Below are 22,102 nucleotides of genomic sequence, written 5' to 3' on the forward strand. Positions count from 1 at the left end.
TTCCTTAACACTTAACACCAGCTTTCTCTTTATTTTCGAACGACCTGACCCTGCTTATCGTGATAGCTAAACCAGGCCCGTTGGTTAACTTCGTAATAACAGCTGTTTAGCTCCGCTTTGGTCTGCAAAGCACTGGCTGGTATTTCACCGCCCAATTGCTGCCATAAGCGCAGGCAGCCTTGTTCAACCGAAGGCCAGCCCTGACTATTCATGACTATTTTCACTTGCTGCTTTCTGCTTTCATTCAGCAAGGCCACTTCTTTCGGCTTGCCGCGGCGCATCCATTCGGTGCGAGCCAGCCAAAGCGAGTCAATAAAACGCGATACTGCAATGTCTAACTCGGTTTGACGCCACTTTTGCGGCTCGTTAATAAGTACCATTCTGGCGGCCACCGCAGCCAGTATCAACAAAAGCAATACCACCAGAATGTTCTGAAAACGTTGAATGCCCTTACGTTCATCCTTTGTTTCCCGTGTCATTAGCGTCCCTGGTATGCGCTCATCATGTCCCACATTGGGGTAAATATTCCCAGCGCGAGAATCAGTACCATCACCGCGACCACAGCTATCATTATCGGCTCAATACGCGCGGTTAAAGTTTTCAGATCGTAATCGGTTTCACGCTCATAATATTCAGCCACTTCCAGTAACAGCACATCGACCCGACCGGTTTCTTCACCAACGGATATCATTTGCAGAATCAGCGGAGTGAAGAGTTCCGACTGGCGGGCAACTCGTGACAAATTCTCGCCACGCTCAATACCCCGGCGCATTTCTATAATGCGTTTTTCCATCCAGGCGTTATCAACAGCTTCGGCCACCAAGGATAAAGCCTGAGTCAGCGGGACTCCGGCACCAATCATCACCGAGAAACTGCGCGCAAAGCGGCCTAACATGGAACGCATTAAAATAGAGCCAATAACCGGAATTTTTAATTTAAACCCGTCCCACTTTAGCCGGCCGCTATCTGTGCCAACGTAGTAGCGAATACCGAAAAAACCGCCCACCATGGCTAGCAGCAGCACATGCCAGTAGCCGACAAAGAACTGAGAGGACCCGAGCAGCGCCCGTGTCGCCCAGGGGAGTTCAACATTAAACCGACTGAACATGGACGCAAAAGTTGGAATAACAAAAATGTTCAGCACGAAAATAGCGATAACCAGTGCTATCAGAACGAAACTCGGATAACGCGTGGCAGCTTTTATTCGTTTCCGGGTGTCTTGTTCTTTTTCTAAATACACCGATAACTGCTGAAAAGACTCTTCCAGCTGTCCGGTATTTTCTCCCACATGCACAATGGCAATAACCAACCGGGGAAAAACGCCTCGGTGCTGGGACATAGCGGTTGATAAATTCCGCCCCCGCTCCAGTTGATCATGCACATCTTTCAGAGTTGTCCGCAGACGCTTATTTTGCGTGGTATCGGCAAGGCCTTCAATGGCTCTTAACATAGGAATACCGGCATGTGTCAGCGAGTACATCTGCCGGCAGAAAATAATCAGTTCGTCTAATGAGACTTTCTGCTGAAAAGCTGACTTTAAACTTTCACCAAAGCTGCTGTTGAGTAACGAAAAGCCCTGTCCTCCGGCCGGGTTAATGGACAAAGGAACCAACCCGCGCCGCATGAGCACGTCAGCGGCATTACGCTCATCGCTGGCATCAACTGAGCCGCGTTGTAGTTGGCCTGACTTGTCCCGGGCGCGATAACGAAACTGCATCAGATGCTGTCCTCAACGCTTTCAGCCAGGAATAACACTTCATCCACACTGGTAACGCCCTGCCGCGCGTAGTCGAGTGCGACCGTTGCCATGGACTGATAGCCCGGATGCGCTTTGGCAGCCGCAGCAAATTCACGGGTGTTGCCGTCACGTAAGGCATCCATCATAGGCGTGTTCATTTCAAGCAGCTCAAATACACCGATACGCCCCCGGTATCCAGTATGGTTACAGCTCTGACAGCCAGCTCCGCGTTTAAAAGCATACTTGGAGCTACCCTCTTTCAAATGCTCCAGCCACTGGCGTTCTGGTTCATCGGGCTGATAATCTTCGGTGCACTTATCACACACCCGACGCACCAGACGCTGAGCCAGAATACCGCGTAGCGCCGCAGCAACCAGATACGGCGGCGCGCCCATATCAATTAAGCGCATAGCACTGGTGATAGCGTCGTTGGTGTGCAATGTGGATAAAACCAGGTGACCAGTGATGGAGCCGCGCAAACCTATTTCTACGGTTTCGTGGTCACGCATCTCACCGACCATAATAATGTCAGGGTCCTGACGTAAGGTGGTACGCAACACGCGTGAGAAATCCAGGCCGATTTTACTGTTTACCTGCACTTGAGATATACGCGGCAGGCGATACTCCACCGGATCTTCAACCGTAATGACTTTTTTGCCTTCGGTGTTTAATTCACTCAGTGCGCCATACAAGGTTGTCGTTTTACCGGAACCCGTCGGGCCCGTTACCAATAGCATACCGTGCGGTCGTTTTATCAGGTTACGTACGCGTTTAAGAATTGAGTCCGGCATACCGGTTTGCTCTAAAGACAATAAGCCAGCTGACTGGTCCAGCAGACGCAGTACGCACGACTCACCATACTGCACCGGCATAGTCGATACACGAACATCAATACTGTGCTTGCGGACCTTCATATTAAAACGTCCGTCCTGAGGCAGGCGACGCTCGGAGATATCCAGTCCGGCCATCAGCTTAAGGCGCAATACCAGCGCATTGGCAATATTGGTTTCATCCAGAACATTTTCCTGCAGCACACCATCAACCCGCTGACGGATACGGAGCTTACGATCATCCGGCTCAATATGAATGTCAGACGCGCGAACTTGCACTGCATCTTCAAAGATTGACTGCAGTAACTTGGCGACAGTTGCTTCGTCCGTATCGTCATCAAGGCTGAGTTGGCCCAGTTCAAATTCACTGGTGTCTTCGTATTCGTCTTGTAACTGGCTGGCAAAGGTCTCAATTTCCTTCGTGCGTCGGTACAGGTTGTCGAAGGCCTGCATCAACTCACCCTCAGGCACAACCGCCAATTCAACCTGACGTGGAGCCAGCAACTGGTTTATCGCGTCAATTGAAGACAAATCGGCCGGGTCACTCATGCCAACCAGGGCTTTCTTGTCATCGGCTTCAATCACTAAAGCGCGATGCCGGCGAGCCTGAACCTCAGGCAGTAACTTGAAAGCCTCCGGTGGGATTTTCCGCTCAGAAATACTAATAAGCGGAAGTTTCAATTGCTGCGCCAAAAACTCCAGTAACTGATGCTCAGAAATGTAACCTAGACCGGTTAGCGTTGCCCCCAACTTTCGGCCGCTGAGATGCTGCTCTTCCAAAGCCTTATGCAGTTGATCTTCAGTGATGATTTGCTCATGAACAAGCAAATCACCCAGTCGCATTTTAAGACGTGGGCGCTTCATTGTTCACCTGCCGGTTCACTTGCCTCTAACAAAGCAATTTGCTGATGAATAAAGTCGACCGTGGGGCGATGCGTAATTCGCGTTAATGCCTCTTCATAAGAGGCTAAAGCTGTTTGCGGTGCAAATTCCTGCTGGGCTAAGGCTTTACCCAAATACCAGCGGCCCTGCGCCGGTTCCGCCACAATAAGGCGCTGATAAGTATTGGCAGCCGTCTGATAGTCACCCACTTCCTGAGCTAACAGCGCTTGTTTCTGAACGTAGTCCGGGTAGTCTGTGGCACTTGGTGTCGCCTGCTTTAACAAGCTTAGTGCCGCCGCCGGACGGGCTTCTTTTTCTAAAATGCGGGCGCTTAATAACCGAAACTCAAAGTCAGACGGGTCACGTTTAAAACCTGCCTCTAATGTCGTCAGAGCTTGAGATACCTTGTTGCGCCCAAACTGAAGCGCTGCCAGTTTCTTTCGAACATTTTTATTGTCCGGAGTTACAGCCAACGCTTTACGCCAATGCTCTTCAGCTGAAGTTAACCGCCCCTGTTGCTGCGCTTTCTGCGCTTTCTCAATATGTTGTTCAGCAATTTCAGCCGGTGAAAGTTGTACGGGTTGCTTACTAAACTCACCGCTCGGCTCAGCTTCGTCGCTGCTGTTATCCGCGGTCGATTCAGGCTCTTCTTCAACTGCTTTAGGCTCAACCTCTTTACTTTCAGGCGCGGGTTTTGCCTCACTTATAGGCTCAGACACCGCCACTGATGCGAGGTTATTCTGGTCAATGGCAGTTTGTTCGCGCGAGCCAGTCTCTTGTGCATCGGCACGTTCAGTGGGTACCGTAAATGCAGATGAATCAACTAATGGCTCAACGCGCTCCTGCACTAAGGGCATGTCAGCGGCTTCGCTTTCAGTTACCGTCATCACGTCATCATCTGAGGACTGCCACCAAAAAAACACCAGAGCAAGCGTAATAACAATGAGTGACGCTAACAGCCACAACCCAAAACGATGACTTCCTCGGCGCTCCACCGCGCTACTGGCAGCATTTTTCGAAAACGGTTGCTGGCCACGGCGATCAAGATCCTTCAAGACTTTATTGATTACGCTCATAGAAAACCACCCATTTTCCAATAACTAACAGCGGCAGCAGCCAGGAAAACAAAGCCGACTGACACAGTAACAGGTAGCCAAACAGAGCGGGTTGACTCAGTATCTTCGGTATCCTTAACCGCCAGCTTCAAATCTTTTGAAGACAGTTGGCGCCGACCTTCTCCGTAAGCTAATAGCAGCATTTTATGGCAGAGCATATTAACCAATCTTGGTACCCCGCGGCTGCTCCGGTGCAGGCCTTTTATCAGTTTCCAGTCAAAAATTGGCGCACCTTTATAACCGGCCACATCCATTCTATGGGCGATGTATTCCGCTGTCTCATCGACGTTCATGGCCGTCAGTTTATGCGCAAAGCTAATGCGCTGACGCAACTGCCGGAAAGCTTTTTGAGATAAGCGCTCATCGAGCTCTGGCTGACCGAGCAAAATAATATGCACCAATTTGCGCCGCTCAGTTTCCAGATTGGACAATAAACGCAAAGCTTCCAGACTTTCCTCTGGTAACGCCTGCGCCTCATCAATCAAAATAACGACCGCCTGCCCGCTTTTATTAACATCCAGCAAACGTTGCTGAAGAGCTCGCGCCAGTTTTTGCTGGTTAGTTAACTGCTCGGTTTCAACTGACAATTCCTGAGCAATGGCCAGCCTCAGCTCAGCCGGATCCAGATAGGAGTCAGGAATATAGGCCGTTTTAAAAAAGTCAGGAATATCGTTCAGTAACCGCCGGCATAGCAGAGTTTTACCGGTTCCCACTTCTCCGGTAATTTTAATAAAGCCCTCGCCGGTTTTCAGCGCAGTCAGAACCACCTCGAAAGCCTCGTGGTGGCTTTTCAAGTCGTAGTAGAACTGCGTGTTCGGCGTTATCGTAAAAGGCAGTTCGCGTAAGCCGTAATGGTATAAATACATACTACCTATTGCTCAATGTCCGGGAACCATTCCTGCAGCAGTTCGCGTGATCGTTTCAGTTCATCTCGCCAGGTATCAACACCGACTACCGTGGGCTTCAGTAATATAACCAACTCTTTCTTTTCCTGACGGTTACGGCGATTCGTGAAAAGCTCACCGAACAACGGAATGTCGCCTAGTAACGGAACCTTACCCACTTCTTCAGAATTTGTGGTTTGCATTAAACCACCCAACACAACAATTTCACCGTTGCGGGCTTTTACTATGGTATCGGACTCGCGAATGTTGCTGCGCGCCAGCGGCAGTACCGACTCTTTTCCTGACACGGTGATGACTTTCTCCTGTTCGCTGGTTTTGACCACTGACGGATGAACATGCAAAATGACTTCGCCGTCATCGCTAATTTGTGGTGTAACATCCAGAGAGATACCGGAGAAAAACGGTGTGAACTCGATATCAGAGTCTGACGACGAAATACCGCCGGAATCAAGTGAAGTGCGGCTGGTCACGTCGGTAACAAAATACTCGTCTTCACCAATTTTAATGACCGCTTTTTGATTATTCGACGCACTGACACGAGGGTTCGACAGAACCTGAACCGTGCCTTGGGTTTGCAGCATTTCTATCATGCCACTGAAATTATTTCCTTCGTCGGTGTAAGTAAGACCGAATAACCCACCAATAGCCGCTGACGTCGCGTTAGTTGGGGTCACGCCATTGAATTCCACTCCAAAACCCGCATTGCCGGAATAGATATCGCTCCAGTTAATACCCTGCTGATAACTGTCGTTCAGTGTTACTTCAATAATGCGTGCTTCCAGAATCACCTGACGTTGTAAGCGCGACTCAAGGGTTTCGATGAAGTCGCCAACAGCGCGAAGCTTGTCGGCTGACGCAGTCACACTAACCACCCCGGCCTGCGGCGACAAGACTACATTGCCGTTACCTATGATGCCTTCAATAACTTCTTTTAAGTCGCCCCACAGGTTGGTTTCCGATTGCGTGGTAATACTGGAACCATTGCCTTGCATGGAGTTTTGACGTGAGTCGCGGCTGTACTCACCACTACCGCCGAAGGGACTCGCTCCAGAAACATTGGTGTTATTCGTATTTCCGCGATTAGACTGGTTATTGTTATTACGCTCATCACTGACGCCACCGCCGGAGATTTCAGTTTGTGACATGCCAAAACGCCGCAGTGATAAATAGTCGAGCGAAAACGTTTGAGTACGCACACCGGAAGGGAAGATTTGAATTGTACGGCCGGAGCGACGCACTTCAAAGCCGTACATGTCCTGCACCGCGTCCAGCGTTTCATCCAGAGTGACATCTTTCAAGCTCATTGAAATTTCGCCGCTGACATTCGGATGCACCAGAATGTTATAAGGGGAATCGGCAGCCAGACCGTAAAAGAAAGCTTTTGCATCAACTCCATCAGCCTGCAGAACAAAGCGAGGCTCTTCCAACAATGCTAAGCCGTCTTCTTTCTGCCCATTTGCGCTTTGACTTAAAAAGTTACTGACTTCAGCCGGCATAGCCGACTTTTTAGCAGACGCCTTTTTCTCGGCAGTTTCTGGCTTCATTGCCTCATTTGCTTCGTCTGGTGAATAGCTCGGTTGATAAGCACAACCTGCTACTACCGCCAGTAATAATGCGCCTGTCGCAACTTTTATCATTGTACCGCCCCCGGGGTGCCTTTCTTATTCTGTTTTATCGGCTTAAATAAAGTAATCTCGACCACTTCATTACTTTTTTCAACGATCACACTGTTTGGTTTTATTGACGTTACTCTTATACCATCGACCCGCTCTCCCGGCTTGACCCATTGGCCATTTAACCGCGCTGATTGGCTCTGCTCAGAATACAGAATTTGGGTCAATTTCAGTTCTTCTGCCCAGCTGTCCAAACTTGCTATTGTTTCCGTTTCATTGACCGGAGGCCGGGTTGGATCACGCTCTTGCGACAACGCAAAAAAGGGCAAAGTTGCCAGCAGCAATACAAGTAAACTACGCACTGATAAACTCCTTATCAGTACTCAGTAAATACCAGACAATAGTCACTGTTGCTGTCGGATAATTCGTCACTTGGTACTCAAAGTTCGCCCACCGCACACTTGGATACTCCGTTTGCAGTTTATCGACAAATTTCGATACAGCAAAAAAACGTCCGCTGAACTCCGCCTGAATAGCATGTTGATAGAGCTTAATTGAACCGGTTTCAAACACCACTGACGGCTCCTGCGCTTCCACGCTTTGCATTTCCAACTCAGAAGCGTGTCGTAATACCCCTTGCAAAAACTGTTTACGCTGGTCGGCAGGTAATAGCACGGTGTTTCCTGAGAAATCTTCTTTGGCCACAACCAAACGCCGCTGTAGTTGCTTAATCTCTGCTTTCACCGGCGCGTTCACATCTTTACTTAACTGAGTTCTTAACTCTTGCTGCAATTGCTTCAGCTGTTCCAGTTGCGACTCAATACGACGGTTATCAGCCTGCGTACTTTTGTTCTCTTCAACAGTTGGAACAATTAAGTAACTGATAAGAGGCAGTGTCACAACAAGAAAAGCTGCCAAGGCCATCAACGCACGCTGGCGAGCAGGCATAGCGTCAAAGTTTTCTTGTAATTTTAGCCACCAGTTCATCATCTCTATTTGTCCTCGTCGGTCCTGACGCTTTGCAACAGAAACTGTTGGTAGCCCTGTTCGCTTCGCTTAAGCTCAACAACAGCAAAGCGCTTGTCTGCCAGCAAGTCAGACTGGCCGAATTTATCCATCCACAAAACGAGTGCTTCACTATTTAACGCCTGCCCATGCAAACGAATATTCTCGCCCGCAATTGAAAAATCAGTAAGCCAAATAGCTTCCGGCGTTATTTGTGCCAATTCATTTAAAAAGCTGCTAACCGAAGACGACTGACCTTGTTGGAACTCGCTAATTCTGCGACTGAAACTTTGCGTATCCTGAAGTTGTTGTATGAGCTCTTCTTTTTCTTCACGTAACTGCAGGCTAGGCTCTCGCCGTTCAAGTCGTTCCCGGGCACGAGTCAGATCATCGTTAACCGCCTGTAAAGCATTCGATAATTTTTCATTTTCCTGGGTAACTGCTGAATTTTGCCATTGAGTAACCACAACTACAGCTATGAGCAGCGCCAGCCAAACACCTAAAACAGCGCTTAAACGAGCTAAGGTCAGGCGCTGTTTAATTGGCTGCAAGTCACGACGATAAAGGTTTACCCACTGCTTCATGAGGACACCTCTAACAATGCGCCCATGCCTGCCAAATCGGAATAGTCGTCTTCGCGTAATTCAGTTGCCCACTTGGGGTACGAATAAACGCTGCACTCAACAGCTAAAAGCTCTGACAGACTACTCTGCACTGCCGATAGCTGTCTGTGCTCAACCGCTAAAATAATGCGGCTAATGGGTGCCTGCCGTAAATGACTTTCAAAATAGTCAACCGAACGCTGGAGCTCGGTTGCCAGCGGCTCCAAAGCTCCCGTCTGTATCTCTTCAGCGGTATAGCTCGAAATATCGGTGACACCACGTAGCAAACGCGTAAACATCAACCCTTTAGGCGTGTTAATTTGCGCGATATAATTGCCACTTGGGTTCTGGTACAAGGTTAACTCAGCATGGTTTTGAATTTCGACCAACCGGGGCAAGGCTAACTCCGCAATACCAATGTCCGTTAGCTGCAGATCATGCTCGCTAAAAAAATCGACCCAAGGTTTTAAGTCGTGCTTATTCGCTGCAACTGCAACTACTTTATCCTGCCCCGAAGGTTGTTCAGGAAACTCATAGTAATCGGCGATAATCTCATTGCCAGAGAGGGAAACTAAGTCGCTTAAGCTGTATTTTAAACTCTCAGAGATTTCATCGGAGTCAAGCATGGGTCTATCTACTTGAACCGATTCATATAAGTCAGTACCCAAGACTAAAATCACCTGCGCATGCTTTAGAGACATACGCGAATATTTGCTCAGCAACGCGCCCGCTTCTTTAACCAGTGAGCCACGCTTTACTTGCTCATGATCGTTAACAATCAGTTCAGGTGACTCGGCGAGTCCTTTAGCAATAAGGAGACGGACGCTGGTTTGCGTTATCTGAAAGCAAATACGGTGACCATTTTGTTTCTGCTTCGAAAATCCTAACACCCAGCAGCATCCTTTATTATTTTTTCATGTATGTTAACAGAAACTTTGCACCGCTCATTACAAAAAGAATACGGTTCAAGCAGTTTATATCTTTCATCATAGCCCATTTGTCGTGCTTTAACTGTAATACTAGCACTTGAGCTTCCATTGCAAACTCGAGCCAGCCCAGTAAGGCACCATGGGTCCTGTTGCTGTATCTACCGTATCAGCCACAGTCCATTCCTGCTGAACAAGTTCAATGGTATCTGTATTACGCGGCAATTGATAAAAATCGGCACCATAGCCACTGGCAAAGTTAGCCAATTTCTCCAATGCATTATGCTGGCTAAAAAACTCAGCATAGAGCTCTATAGCCGCAGGTGCCGAGTAACATCCGGCACAACCACAGGCCGTTTCTTTACTCGCCTGCACGTGTGGAGCAGAGTCCGTTCCCAGAAAAAACTTCGGGCTTCCGGACAGTGCAGCCTGTTGCAGTGCCTGTTGATGTGTGCGGCGCTTTAAAATTGGCAGACAATAATTATGCGGGCGAATTCCTCCAACGAGTAAATCATTCCGGTTCATCAGCAAGTGCTGCGGTGTCATAGTTGCTGCGACATTGCTGTTGGCGTTTGTCACAAACTCAACGGCGTCCGCGGTTGTGATGTGTTCCAGCACAAGCTTTAAGTTAGGGAAACGCTCAGTTATTGGAATTAAATGACGTTCAATAAATACGCGCTCACGGTCAAAAATATCAATATCGCTGTCGGTCACTTCGCCATGCACAAGCAGTGGCACACCGTGTTCCTGCATAGCAGCTAACACCGGCCCTAATGCTTCAACTGACTTAACCCCCGCAGCGGAGTTTGTGGTTGCCCCCGAGGGGTAGAGTTTGAAACCGATAATGTGGTCATTAGCAGCGGCTTCGGCAACTTGCTCAGGTGTGGTTTCAGCCGTGAGATACAAAGCCATTAACGGGTTAAAGCTAGCGTCTTCGGGCACCTCTTCCATAATCCTTGCCCGATACTCTAAAGCCGCTTTTACGGTGGTAACCGGCGGAACAAGGTTTGGCATAACAACGGTGCGATGAAAAACAGTTGCCGAAGCAGGTACGGTTGTTTTCAACATAGCCCCGTCACGCAAGTGCAGGTGCCAGTCATCTGGTCTTGGAATGGTTAAGCTTTGCATAGTCACTTCTGGCTAAAAAATGATAAAGCCAGTATACCATTAAGTTCCTTCGCAAAAACCTTTAATCTGTATTCTATTTGAGCGTTTTAGCGCAACCCCATGGCTTCTTTCCAGTGCTTGCGACAGCATGACACGTACCTATCGTTACCACCAATCGCAATTTGCTGCCCCATGCGAATGGCGTTGCCTTTTTCATCAACCCGCAAAGACATGGTTGCCTTGCGCCCGCAGTGACATATGGTTTTCATTTCCACCAATTTGTCCGCTATAGCCAGCAACACCGCACTTCCCGGAAAGGCATTACCAAAGGCATCGGTCCGAATGCCGTAACACATCACAGGAATATTGTCGGTATCGGCCAGGCTGGACAACTGCCAGACTTGCTCTTCACTTAGAAACTGAGCTTCATCAATTAATACACAGTCAATTGCCTGTTGCATATAGCGGGCACGCACCACTGCCGCCAAGTCGGTTCGGTGAGTAAAGGACACTGCGTCACGGCCAATACCTAAACGCGACGCAATACGCCCTTTGCCGGCTCGGTCATCTAAAGCCGGCGTCATCAATAACACATGCTGGTCGCGCTCTTCGTAATTATGAGCCACTTGCAACAGCGAGGTACTTTTCCCCGCATTCATTGCCGAATACGTAAAATATAGAGAAGCCATTTTGTTCTATTTTTTTAGGTTATTGTGGTTAGATCCTGGCAGAGATTACCACGATTTTATGGCATTATGGGACAAAGCAACCTTAAGGCAGGAGTTCTCTATGCAATATTCCCCCGAATTTATTAAAGCCATTCCTAAAGCTGACTTACACCTGCACCTGGACGGCAGCCTCCGTGCCAGCAGTTTAATTGATATGGCTAAACGCGCTGATATCGAACTCCCTAGCTATACCGAGGAAGGTTTATTTGATTTAGTTTTTAAGTCTCACTACAACAATTTGGGTGAGTACCTGAATGGTTTTCAGTACACCTGTGCAGCCTTGCGTGACTTAGAAAACCTGGAGCAAGCCTCTTATGAGTTAGCCGTCGACAACCAGAATGAAGGGGTTAATTACATCGAAGTGCGCTTTGCACCGCAACTGCTAATGGATCCGAGCAAAGGCGTAACCTTTGATACCATTATGCACGTCGTTAACGACGGCCTTTTACGTGCAAAGAATGAATACAACAGCAGCGCCGACGTAAAAAATGGCGATAAACCGCCATTTGAGTACGGCATTATCAACTGCGCAATGCGCATGTTTGGTAAAAAAGGATTCTCACCCTATTACACGCAAATGTTCCAGCTAATGCGTGACTTTGAATCCATGCAGGTGATTAAAACGGCCGCAATGGACTTAGTCCGCGCCAGCGTTCGTATGCGCGACGAAGAAGGGATGCCTATTGTGGGGCTGGATATTGCAGGGCAAGAAATTGGCTACCCGGCAGGTGAGTTTAAAGAAGTGTATGAATACGCTCACGAAAACTTTTTACTCAAAACCGTGCACGCGGGCGAAGCTTATGGTGCTGAAAGCATTTTTGAAGCCTTAACCAAATGCCATGCCGACCGCTTAGGCCATGGCTACTCACTGTTTTCTCCTGAAATGACTCAGGATCCAAACATTGAAGACCCAAAAGCCTATGGCGACAGTCTGGCGTCCTATATAGCCGATCGCCGCATTGCGGTTGAAGTTTGCCTGACCAGTAACCTGCAGACCAACCCCGAAATAGGCGACATTAAAAACCACAACTTTCAGCACATGCTGGATCATCGCCTGGCCACAATTATTTGTACCGACAACCGTTTGGTCTCGCGCACAACGGTTAGCAACGAGTACCAATTGGCTGTCGATAACTTCGATATTTCATTGAAACGCCTGAAAGATATTGTTGCTTACGGCTTTAAGAAAAACTTCTTCCCGGGCCGCTATGTGGATAAGCGCGACTATGCCAAACAAAACCTTAAGTACTTTGACAAGGTAGTCGAGAAGTTTGGTCTGTAGTCAACGACTACCGAGTTTATAAGGTCACGTCCCCTTATTGATAGAACTGCTAACTTTGACACTGTTCTGCTTGAGTGAATCATCCAGGGTTTGCTGCAGAACAGTTTCAAGCTGTTCGGGGTTGGTAACCTCATCAATGCAAGTCCAGCAGTTCCGGCCATGCTGCTTGCCGTAGTACATCGCCAAATCTGCCAGTTGTATTAGTTTGTTCCAATGCACTCCCGCATCGCCGTATGGGCTGTACGGATATATAGCTCCACCAATAGAGCAGGAAACCTTAACTTTGAGTCCCGACGGCAAATCAAACTCTTCCTCACCGACAACGATCCGTATTCGCTCCGCTAAACCATGGTAGTTATCAAGATCATCCAGTTTTGCAACCAACAGAAACTCTTCTCCACCCCAACGGGCAAGTATGTCACTTTCTCGTCGTACGGATTTAACTCGTCTACTAAATTCCACAAGTACCTGATCACCGACCTCATGCCCATAGGTGTCGTTAATCATTTTAAATTTGTCGATATCAAAAAGATAAATAGCGACTTTCTTAGTATCTTCACTTCGATTAGAGAGCACAGCAGAGTCAATGTACTTGCGAATGTTGTGCTCAAGATAAGAACGGTTATTCAGCCCGGTTAACATATCGGTCTTGCTCAGTTTTTCAAAACGTTTAGCCTGGCGGAACTTTTGACGCAGCTGAAGCAGGCCAAAAATAATCACTAAAACAAAGATACTGGCCAATGCATAGGTTAACCGAGTTTGAGTTTCCCGGCGCTTGCTCTCAGTTTCTTTTAATAACTGTTCTTTTTCCAGCAGCTCGTCCTGCAACTGAGACTCCAGTTTTAAGCGACTAAGCTCCGCGCTGGACGCAACGGCACTGGCGCTTTGCTTTAATTGCGGCTCGAGGGTCTCAAGGTATAAGGCGTAAAATTTCTGAAGCCCCTGATACTGTAACTCCTCTTGCTCAAGCTCCGACATCCGCTTGTAAACATCCAGTTTCACTTCGAGTTGCGTATCGGGATGCAGATTATTACAAGCACTTATGGAGCCAGCTTGCTTTAATCTAAGCTGTATCAATTGCTGATAACATTTTAGGTAACGAGCAGTAATATCATCCGGTGCCGTGGTTTGTAATGATTGATCTAAGAAATTCGCAGCTAGTTCCTTTTTATCCAATAACACTGCAGACAAGGCAGAAAAAACCAGAGTGGATTTCAACAGTCCCGCATCATCAGACTGAACCTTATCGAACCACTCAAGCGCAGCATCATAATCTTTCAAGTGCAGGGTATTAGCTACTCCCAAATTAAAATAGGTCAGGCTGATAGTATTCTGAGCCATACGCTCTTCAATCTGCCCTTCTTCCATTAACTCTTTGGTACGCCGAAGCACTTGCTGATGCAGTTCGACACCTTTTCCCATATATTCTTTGTCACCATACATAATATAGAGCGTCGCGGTATTCTGCATGACGGTGTTCAACACAGGCCAGTTTACTGCAGGGTCTTTAGCAAGCTCGAGTGCACGTTCAAAGCTATTAAATGCCAGTCCAATATGACCGTTACTTGACTGTATCCAGCCGATTTCTGATAGCAGCTCAGTTGCATATTCAGTCCCACCTAACTCAAGCGCGTCTTCATGCAGGGCGATAAGCTCGGCTAGTTTTTCTTCATATTCCGCATCCTTTACCGAAACGCATAAATGCCGATAAAAAATATCGAAGTCCTTGGGAGGATGGAGTTGGCAGGCTTGTGCAGTTAACTCAGTCTCATAATAGAAGTAGTGTTGATAAGCTAACTCTCGCTGAAGACGATACTCATCAGCGGGTCCCTCGGCTTGTTCCAGATGCTCCGTTAAATAATTAATTCGCTCTAGATAGGAAAGCGACTCAAACTCCTCGGCTAAAGGAGGAAGCTGCTCGAGTTTTTCTACGGTAACTTCATTCTCCTCTTGAGCATCAGCTAAAAAGGAAACAACGAAAACCAAACTAATAAGCAATTGCATTGTATTCAGTCGCATAGCTTCAATTTAGAGCCTATACAAGAAAATGACAAGCAAATAGAAAGCAAAGACCCCCTTAAATAAGGGGGTCAATGATAATACAGCCACACTTAGAAAGCTGGAAAACTAGAATGGAATGTCGTCATCAAAGTCGTTGTCCGGTGAAAACGGTGCAGGTTCTGCCGGTTTCTGTTGAGGCTGTTGATTTTGCGGCTGCGCAGGCTGAGGTGCCGGACGTTGTTGCTGCGACGGCTGCGATTGCCCGCCACCATAACCGCCGCTCTGCTGACCACCAAAGCCTTGACCTTGCGGCGCTGCGCCTTGCGGTCCACCCTGAGGGCCGCCACGAGAATCCAGCATCTGCATTTCGTTAATCACAACTTCTGTCGTATAACGCTCTACATTGTCCTGCCCTGTCCATTTGCGAGTTTGCAAACGGCCTTCAACATACACTTTTGAGCCCTTCTTCAGGTACTCACCAGCAATTTCTGCCAGGCGGCGATACGCCACGCAGCGATGCCACTCTGTTTGTTCGCGCGGTTCACCGGTTTGCTTATCTTTCCAGGTTTCACTGGTAGCAATCGACAGGTTGGCTATCGCTGTGCTGTTTTGGGTATAACGTACCTCTGGGTCAGCTCCCAGGTTACCAATTAAAATGACTTTATTTACACCGCGACTGGCCATTATTTTCTCCTGTTCCTTATGCGCGTTACAACTGCTTCAATTTATTGGGCGACCGATGCCTTTTCAAGCAACTGATTAACCGCCTTTTCATCATAATGTTTTTTATCAACTTTTAAATAGGTTGCCTGATCTTCTTCAACCCACCTTGCTTCCGTTACCCCGGCTACAGTAAGTAACCGCTCACTTAGTTTCTTCGCCTTGTCCTCAGATAGTCCGGGTAATGATAACGATACACTGGTAACGCCTGCAGGATTAACCATAACTAAGCTGATGAGTAACCAACATACTAGCAAGATCAGACAGAAAACAACAACGCCAGATATCTGATAATTCTGTAAGACCCAACCGCCTGCAACACCGCCAACAAAGGCACCTAAAAACTGTCCGGTTGAATAGATACCGCTGGCACTGCCCTTACTCCCGGCGGGCGCGATACGGGTCAGTAATGACGGTAAACTGGCCTCAATAAAATTAAAACCGGTGAAAAAAATCACCAAGGCCGCGACTAGCAACCATCCGGACTGCCCGGCCACACCAATAATTAGCAGAGATACAATTAAGGTCACAATCGAAAACCGCAGCCACTGCACGGAATTGTTATTGCGGGAGCTGTGAATGATCATCGGCACCATAAACAAAATTGAGGCGGCCAGGGTTGGTAGATAAAACCAGGCATGGGTCTGACTTTCAAAGCCTGCATTTTGCAACTGGGTTGGCAAGGTCACAAACCAGGCGGTCAATATAGCGTGCAACACAAAAATACCGCTGTTCAGACACCACAATTGTTTATGTTTAAGTAAGTCTCCCAGCTCGGACAAAACCGGCAAGGATTCCCGCCGCGCAGAGGTAGTAACCACTTTCGGCACACTGAGCAGTAGTACGAAAATGCCCAGTACACCGCTGGCAGCCGTAAACCAAAACAACCCTGAAAGACCAATAACGTCACCCAGCAGAGGTCCTGCAACCAATGACACCGCAAACGCTAAGCCAATACACATACCAATGGTAGCCATAACCTTCGGCCGTTGCTCGTCACGTGACAGGTCAGCCGCCAGCGCTAATATTGCGGCGGCTATGGCGCCAAGGCCTTGCAGAGCTCGACCAACAGACACGCCGAATAAAGTATCAGCCTGCGCCGCGACCACGCTTCCGGCAACAAAAACCAGCAGCCCGCCAACAATAACGGGCTTGCGACCCAGCCTGTCTGACAACATACCCAAAGGAATTTGCAAAAGCGCCTGAGTCAGTCCGTAGGCACCAAGAGCAATACCCACCCACAATGGTGAATAGTCTGGATACTCCTGTGCATAAACTGCCAGCACGGGCATGATCAAAAACAGGCCCAGCATCCGTATACCAAAGACAGACGCGAGCGCTAAAGCGGCTTTTTTTTCAGTTTTATTCAGTTTTTGCGGTGTCATTTCACTGCTTCATAGTCAGTAATATGATAAATGATGCTGCTATTGTACCAGATGCCTAACACTGTGCGATAATAGCGTTTTGTCGTCAGTCATTTACTGAACAACAGACGGGAATTATGGATACTATTGAAGTACGCGGTGCACGCACGCACAACTTAAAAAATTTCAACCTGACGATTCCTCGCAATAAGCTTATTGTGATTACCGGGTTGTCCGGTTCGGGTAAGTCGTCACTGGCTTTCGATACGCTGTATGCCGAAGGCCAGCGACGCTACGTTGAGTCCTTATCCGCCTATGCTCGTCAGTTTTTATCGCTGATGGAAAAACCCGATGTAGACAGCATCGAGGGCTTGTCACCTGCAATTTCAATAGAGCAGAAGTCGACCTCACATAACCCACGCTCAACCGTTGGTACCATTACAGAAATTTATGACTACCTGCGCCTGATGTTTGCGCGAGTGGGCGAGCCACGCTGCCCGACACATGATGTTCCGCTTGCAGCTCAGACCATCTCGCAAATGGTCGACAACGTGCTGGCCGCGCCGGAAGGTGAGAAACGCATGTTGTTGGCGCCTATTATTCAGAACCGTAAAGGCGAGCATTTAAAGGTTCTGGAAAACCTGGCTCTTCAGGGCTTTATCCGTGCACGTATTGACGGTGAGATTTGTGACCTGAGCGATCCTCCAACACTGGAACTCCAGAAGAAACACACCATTGAGGTGGTGGTTGACCGCTTTAAAGTTCGTGAAGGTATGGAACAACGCCTGGCCGAGTCATTCGAAACCGCGTTGGACCTCAGTGGCGGAACGGCATTGGTTGTGCCAATGGAAGGTGACGGCGAGGCCGATGTATTCTCAGCAAATTTCGCCTGCCCTCACTGTGGCTACAGCATGCAGGAACTGGAACCCCGTCTGTTCTCATTCAATAACCCGGCGGGTGCCTGTACAACCTGTGACGGACTCGGAGTTGAGCAGTTCTTCGACCCGGAAAAAGTCATAGTTAACGCAGAATTATCACTAACGGGTGGCGCAATTCGCGGCTGGGACAAACGGAATTTCTACTATTATCAAATGCTGCAGTCGCTGGCGAAGCACTACGACTTTAAACTGTCGCAGCCTTTTAACCAATTGCCCGACGACATTCGTGAGAAAATTCTGTTCGGCAGTGGTAAAGAAGAAATTAAATTTACCTACATGAATGACCGCGGTGACAAGGTCGTAAGAGCGCACGCTTTTGAAGGTATTATCCCGAATATGCAGCGCCGTTATCGCGAGACTGAGTCACAAGCAGTGAGAGACGAGTTATCAAAGTATGTGGCAACGCAACCTTGTAAAAGCTGTGGCGGCACGCGCTTGCGCACAGAAGCTCGTCATGTGTTTATTCAGGGCACCACTTTACCTGAAATTGTAGAACAGTCTATTGGCGACGCACTTGAGTTTTTCCAACAACTGCATATGGAAGGCCAACGCGCCCAAATAGCAGAAAAAATTCTGAAAGAAATTAACGACCGGCTGCGTTTTTTGGTGAACGTGGGACTTAACTATTTAAGCCTTTCGCGTAGCGCAGAAACCTTGTCCGGTGGTGAAGCACAGCGTATTCGCCTGGCCAGCCAAATTGGTGCTGGGTTAGTCGGCGTAATGTATGTACTGGATGAGCCCAGCATTGGCTTGCATCAGCGCGATAATGAACGCCTGTTAAACACTCTGACGCATTTACGTGACTTAGGTAATACCGTTATTGTAGTTGAGCACGATGAAGACGCGATTCGCCAGGCAGACCACGTTATTGATATTGGTCCTGGTGCGGGTGTCCATGGTGGTGAGATTATTGCTCAGGGGCAAGTCGACGACATTGTTGGGAGTGAAGACTCACTAACCGGTGACTACCTGTCCGGCAGAAAAGAAATAGAAGTTCCGCAGCAACGCCACAAGCCCGATGAACGCAGACTCACCATTCGTGGCGCTAGTGGCAATAACTTGAAGAACGTTGATTTTAAGCTACCGCTGGGCGTACTGACCTGTGTCACTGGTGTATCTGGCTCCGGCAAATCGACGCTGATAAATAATACTTTATTCCATATTGCGCATCGCGAACTCAATGGTGCAACAACCGGTGAACCAGCCCCCTACAAAAGTGTTGAAGGGATGCAGTTGCTGGATAAAGTGGTGGATATTGACCAAAGCCCGATAGGCCGGACACCGCGTTCTAACCCGGCAACTTACACCGGAATTTTCACACCCATTCGTGAACTGTTCGCAGGCGTTCCGGAGTCACGGGCTCGCGGTTACAAGCCGGGCCGCTTCAGCTTTAACGTTCGCGGCGGACGTTGCGAAGCCTGCCAGGGCGACGGTGTTATTAAGGTTGAGATGCACTTTTTACCGGATGTTTATGTCCCTTGTGATATTTGTAAAGGCCAGCGCTACAACCGCGAAACGCTGGAAGTAAAATACAAGGGCAAGAATATCCACGAAGTATTGGATATGACCATAGAAGACGCACGTGAGTTCTTCGATCCGGTTCCGGCCATTGCACGTAAACTTCAAACCTTAATGGATGTTGGTTTATCTTATGTCCGTCTGGGTCAGTCTGCTACCACACTCTCAGGTGGTGAAGCGCAGCGGGTTAAATTGTCACGTGAGCTCTCCAAGCGAGATACCGGTAAGACCTTGTACATTCTGGATGAGCCAACGACAGGCCTGCATTTCCATGATATTAAGCAGTTACTGGCAGTTATCCACCGTCTGCGTGACCACGGCAACACAGTCGTTGTCATTGAGCACAACCTGGACGTGATAAAAACTGCTGACTGGATTGTTGACTTAGGCCCGGAAGGCGGTTCCGGCGGCGGCGAAATATTGTGTGAAGGCACACCAGAAGACGTCTGTGAAAACGAGCGCTCGCACACGGCGCGATTCTTGAAACCGATGCTAAAGCAGTCATAAAAAGGACGCAGTATGTTAACGGAAGACTTTAAGGTACGATTTTATGAGACCGATGCCCTTGGGCACGTCAATAACACCGTTATTCCCGGCTGGATCGAAACCGGGCGGTTGCCTATTTTTGAGTTCTTCGGGGAAATGTCGCCCGAAACGCAGAGCTTAATTGTTGCCCGGCTTGAGGTTGACTACTTATTTCCAATTTATTTTGGTGGCCATGTCACAGTTAAGACTTATGTTAGCCGCTTAGGTGGTAGCTCATTTGATATTACCAGCGAAATTTGGCAAAAAGATAAGCTCTGCGCTAAAGGGAAAACAGTCTTGGTCTACTTCGATTACCAACAGGAGCGTTCTGTGAAGTTATCCGATGAATTAAAAGAACGTCTGGCGACTATAACGCATCCGGAGCACCCTCTTGACGCGTGATCTCGTCAGTGGTGGGCAACAGATACATGCCCCTGATGATCTCAAAAGCTTGCTGGAGGAAATTCACCAGCAAGCGATGAAGATCACAGAAGGACATGTTGCCAACTACATTCCGGCATTAGCAGAGGTCAACCCGGAGCTCTGCGGACTTACCCTTGCCACCCTTGATGGCGAGGTATTTAACGTGGGTGATACTCACGAGCAGTTTTCCATCCAGTCCATTTCAAAAATTTTCGGCCTAATGCTGGCAATGGAGCGCTTGGGCGAAGACTTATGGGACAGAGTCAAAATGGAGCCCTCTGGCCAGGCATTTAACTCTATAGTGCAGTTAGAATGGGAAAAAGGCATTCCTCGTAACCCTATGATAAATGCCGGCGCTATTGTCGTTAGTGATGTGCTGGTGAGTCGTTATTCAGCCAGTAAGAACGCGGTTTTAAGCTTAGTCCGTACCTTATGCGGCAACGACAATGTGTATGCCGATAACATTGTACACCAGTCAGAAAAAGAACACGGCCATCGCAATGCGGCACTGGCTCACTTAATGAAAAGTTTTGGTAATATTGATGCAGACGTTGAGGAACTGCTTGATCATTACTTTTGGCAATGTGCATTAACCATGTCCTGCGAAAACCTCGCTCGCTCTTTTACTTTTCTCGCAAATGACGGAGTTTGCCCTTTTTCCAAAAAGGAAATTATGTCTAAACGGGACTCTCAGCGTATTAATGCGTTGCTATCAACCAGCGGCATGTACGACCAAAGCGGTGAGTTTGCTTTTACGGTAGGCGTTCCTGCAAAAAGTGGGGTTGGCGGCGGCATGATTGCTGTTGTACCTGACTTTGGCGTTATCTGTTCATGGAGCCCAAGATTAAACAGCTTTGGTAACAGTGCGCGTGGCATGTATATGGTCAGAGAACTTGCTAATCGTTTGGGTCTAAGCGTTTACTAACGAATTGTCGAGGGTCGGTAAGTCTGAAAACGTTCCATATTGAATCGTCTAAATAAGCTATCTATCTCGCCCTTTCGTCCCAACTCTCTTAAGTGTCTTTGGATACTTCCTGCTGTAATACTCTTATTTTCGCCGACAAGTATATGCAAGTTATAGGCAAAGCTGGCTTTTTCAGCGAGTAAAAGATTTTCGACTTTAATTTGTTGTGAACCCTCAAGCGCCGATAGTAACTCATCATTCACTATAGTGAGGTCAACCCGTCCACCTAGCACCATGCGTACGTTAATAATTCGTGAGTCAGCTAAGTAAACGGTGTACCTTTCTTTGACTTCATCTGAGGCAATTAACTCACCACCAAGCAAGTAGTGGTAGCCTTTTACACCGCCCAGAATCTTTCCCTCAAAATCATCGAAGAAAGACTGAGTTCGTCCCTCTTTTTTTGCAGTGACTAAACGCTCTTTACCACTCACCAGAGGAATTGTCTTTTCATAATTAATGTTCCGTCTATCCCAACCCCACAGTGGCGATTCAAAGAATATCACGTCGCAACACCCTGCTTCGCTAAGCGCCTCATAGCGACTCGTAGGTGGGATAATCTGAATTTGAAACTCATAACTATCCTGGTGCTCATTCAATAGCTTAACGAGCTCTCGTGTGAGATCCGTCTCAAGAACGTCTGAAAAATAAGGAGGGTAATCGTAAGCAGCTACTTTCACTGGTATCTTTGCTGCGGCAGTACCACTTATCGCAGCTAAAACGATTACAGAAAGGTATCTGAGTATTCTCAATAGACTGACTAATCGGTTAAGTATCTGCATCCATAGTTAATTTTCCGGCCCCAAATGTCAATAGTTGAGCGACCCTTCGCTTAATTATTAACAGGCATAAAAAAGCCCGGCCAAAGCCGGGCTCTTAAAATCAACAGGACAGCATTAGTCCATGATTTTTGATACGA

At 48.0% G+C, this 22,102-nt stretch carries 20 protein-coding genes; 4 read left to right on the forward strand and 16 right to left on the reverse strand.

The genetic code is table 11. The features are described 5' to 3' along the window. Positions 1-29: 29 nt before the first annotated feature. From ACP7FG_RS04350 to ACP7FG_RS04405, 12 genes are all read right to left on the reverse strand, one after another. Positions 30-479 carry a Type II secretory pathway component gene (locus ACP7FG_RS04350; RefSeq protein WP_439225626.1) on the reverse strand — a complete coding sequence of 150 codons (450 nt, stop codon included), beginning with the start codon at positions 477-479 and terminating at the stop codon, positions 30-32. Continuing rightward, on the reverse strand, positions 479-1,717 hold the full coding sequence (locus tag ACP7FG_RS04355; RefSeq protein WP_439225627.1) for a type II secretion system F family protein: 1,239 nt from the start codon (positions 1,715-1,717) through the stop codon (positions 479-481). Before ACP7FG_RS04355 ends, ACP7FG_RS04350 begins: the two co-directional genes overlap by 1 nt. After that, on the reverse strand, positions 1,717-3,432 hold the full coding sequence (locus tag ACP7FG_RS04360; RefSeq protein ID WP_439225628.1) for a GspE/PulE family protein: 1,716 nt from the start codon (positions 3,430-3,432) through the stop codon (positions 1,717-1,719). Before ACP7FG_RS04360 ends, ACP7FG_RS04355 begins: the two co-directional genes overlap by 1 nt. Then, a complete protein-coding gene (locus tag ACP7FG_RS04365) occupies positions 3,429-4,526 on the reverse strand; it encodes a tetratricopeptide repeat protein (RefSeq protein ID WP_439225629.1) in 1,098 nt (365 codons plus the stop codon). The genes ACP7FG_RS04360 and ACP7FG_RS04365 overlap by 4 nt, the downstream gene beginning before the upstream one ends. Beyond that, a complete protein-coding gene (locus ACP7FG_RS04370) occupies positions 4,523-5,431 on the reverse strand; it encodes an ExeA family protein (protein WP_439225630.1) in 909 nt (302 codons plus the stop codon). Before ACP7FG_RS04370 ends, ACP7FG_RS04365 begins: the two co-directional genes overlap by 4 nt. Before the next feature lie 5 nt (positions 5,432-5,436). Further along, positions 5,437-7,107: a pilus (MSHA type) biogenesis protein MshL gene (mshL, locus tag ACP7FG_RS04375; protein WP_439225631.1), complete on the reverse strand. Its 1,671-nt coding sequence runs from the start codon at positions 7,105-7,107 to the stop codon at positions 5,437-5,439. Beyond that, positions 7,104-7,445, reverse strand: coding sequence for a Type II secretory pathway component (locus ACP7FG_RS04380; RefSeq protein ID WP_439225632.1), 342 nt, complete (start codon positions 7,443-7,445; stop codon positions 7,104-7,106). Before ACP7FG_RS04380 ends, mshL begins: the two co-directional genes overlap by 4 nt. Further along, a complete protein-coding gene (locus ACP7FG_RS04385) occupies positions 7,438-8,073 on the reverse strand; it encodes a Type II secretory pathway component (protein ID WP_439225633.1) in 636 nt (211 codons plus the stop codon). Before ACP7FG_RS04385 ends, ACP7FG_RS04380 begins: the two co-directional genes overlap by 8 nt. Before the next feature lie 2 nt (positions 8,074-8,075). Then, positions 8,076-8,672 carry a PilN domain-containing protein gene (locus ACP7FG_RS04390; RefSeq protein WP_278358283.1) on the reverse strand — a complete coding sequence of 199 codons (597 nt, stop codon included), beginning with the start codon at positions 8,670-8,672 and terminating at the stop codon, positions 8,076-8,078. Continuing rightward, a complete protein-coding gene (locus ACP7FG_RS04395; RefSeq protein ID WP_439225634.1) occupies positions 8,669-9,580 on the reverse strand; it encodes a Type II secretory pathway component in 912 nt (303 codons plus the stop codon). The genes ACP7FG_RS04390 and ACP7FG_RS04395 overlap by 4 nt, the downstream gene beginning before the upstream one ends. Before the next feature lie 129 nt (positions 9,581-9,709). Next, positions 9,710-10,744, reverse strand: a complete 1,035-nt coding sequence (gene pyrC, locus ACP7FG_RS04400) for a dihydroorotase (RefSeq protein WP_439225635.1) — start codon at positions 10,742-10,744, stop codon at positions 9,710-9,712. Between the two features lie 86 nt (positions 10,745-10,830). Further along, positions 10,831-11,412, reverse strand: a complete 582-nt coding sequence (locus tag ACP7FG_RS04405; protein ID WP_199494788.1) for a thymidine kinase — start codon at positions 11,410-11,412, stop codon at positions 10,831-10,833. A 100-nt stretch (positions 11,413-11,512) separates the two neighbouring features. Between ACP7FG_RS04405 and ACP7FG_RS04410 the strand changes: the two genes are divergently transcribed. Further along, positions 11,513-12,733, forward strand: coding sequence for an adenosine deaminase family protein (locus ACP7FG_RS04410; RefSeq protein ID WP_439225636.1), 1,221 nt, complete (start codon positions 11,513-11,515; stop codon positions 12,731-12,733). Between the two features lie 24 nt (positions 12,734-12,757). On the opposite strand, the gene ACP7FG_RS04415 is transcribed toward ACP7FG_RS04410, so the two are convergent. The 3 genes from ACP7FG_RS04415 to ACP7FG_RS04425 all read right to left on the reverse strand — a co-directional run bounded on the left by ACP7FG_RS04415 (position 12,758) and on the right by ACP7FG_RS04425 (position 16,839). After that, a complete protein-coding gene (locus ACP7FG_RS04415) occupies positions 12,758-14,752 on the reverse strand; it encodes a diguanylate cyclase (RefSeq protein ID WP_439225637.1) in 1,995 nt (664 codons plus the stop codon). Between the two features lie 108 nt (positions 14,753-14,860). Continuing rightward, positions 14,861-15,418, reverse strand: a complete 558-nt coding sequence (gene ssb, locus ACP7FG_RS04420; RefSeq protein WP_439225638.1) for a single-stranded DNA-binding protein — start codon at positions 15,416-15,418, stop codon at positions 14,861-14,863. A gap of 41 nt (positions 15,419-15,459) precedes the next feature. Beyond that, positions 15,460-16,839, reverse strand: coding sequence for an MFS transporter (locus tag ACP7FG_RS04425; RefSeq protein ID WP_222236383.1), 1,380 nt, complete (start codon positions 16,837-16,839; stop codon positions 15,460-15,462). Between the two features lie 116 nt (positions 16,840-16,955). On the opposite strand from ACP7FG_RS04425, the gene uvrA reads away from it, so the two are divergent. Genes uvrA through glsA form a run of 3 tightly spaced genes read left to right on the forward strand, consistent with a single transcriptional unit; the run spans position 16,956 to position 21,147 of the window. Next, on the forward strand, positions 16,956-19,781 hold the full coding sequence (gene uvrA, locus ACP7FG_RS04430) for an excinuclease ABC subunit UvrA (protein ID WP_439225639.1): 2,826 nt from the start codon (positions 16,956-16,958) through the stop codon (positions 19,779-19,781). A 12-nt stretch (positions 19,782-19,793) separates the two neighbouring features. Further along, on the forward strand, positions 19,794-20,201 hold the full coding sequence (locus ACP7FG_RS04435) for an acyl-CoA thioesterase (RefSeq protein WP_199494793.1): 408 nt from the start codon (positions 19,794-19,796) through the stop codon (positions 20,199-20,201). After that, the gene (glsA, locus tag ACP7FG_RS04440; RefSeq protein ID WP_222236382.1) at positions 20,191-21,147 is read left to right on the forward strand and encodes a glutaminase A; all 957 of its coding nucleotides are present in this window, start codon (positions 20,191-20,193) and stop codon (positions 21,145-21,147) included. The genes ACP7FG_RS04435 and glsA overlap by 11 nt, the downstream gene beginning before the upstream one ends. On the opposite strand, the gene ACP7FG_RS04445 is transcribed toward glsA, so the two are convergent. Continuing rightward, entirely contained in the window at positions 21,144-21,863 is a 720-nt protein-coding gene (locus ACP7FG_RS04445) for a substrate-binding periplasmic protein (RefSeq protein ID WP_439225640.1), read from the reverse strand. The two genes, glsA and ACP7FG_RS04445, sit on opposite strands and share 4 nt — an antisense overlap. Positions 21,864-22,102 lie beyond the last annotated feature (239 nt).

Source organism: Idiomarina sp. ST10R2A5, assembly GCF_051842325.1.
Taxonomy (GTDB): domain Bacteria; phylum Pseudomonadota; class Gammaproteobacteria; order Enterobacterales; family Alteromonadaceae; genus Idiomarina; species Idiomarina abyssalis.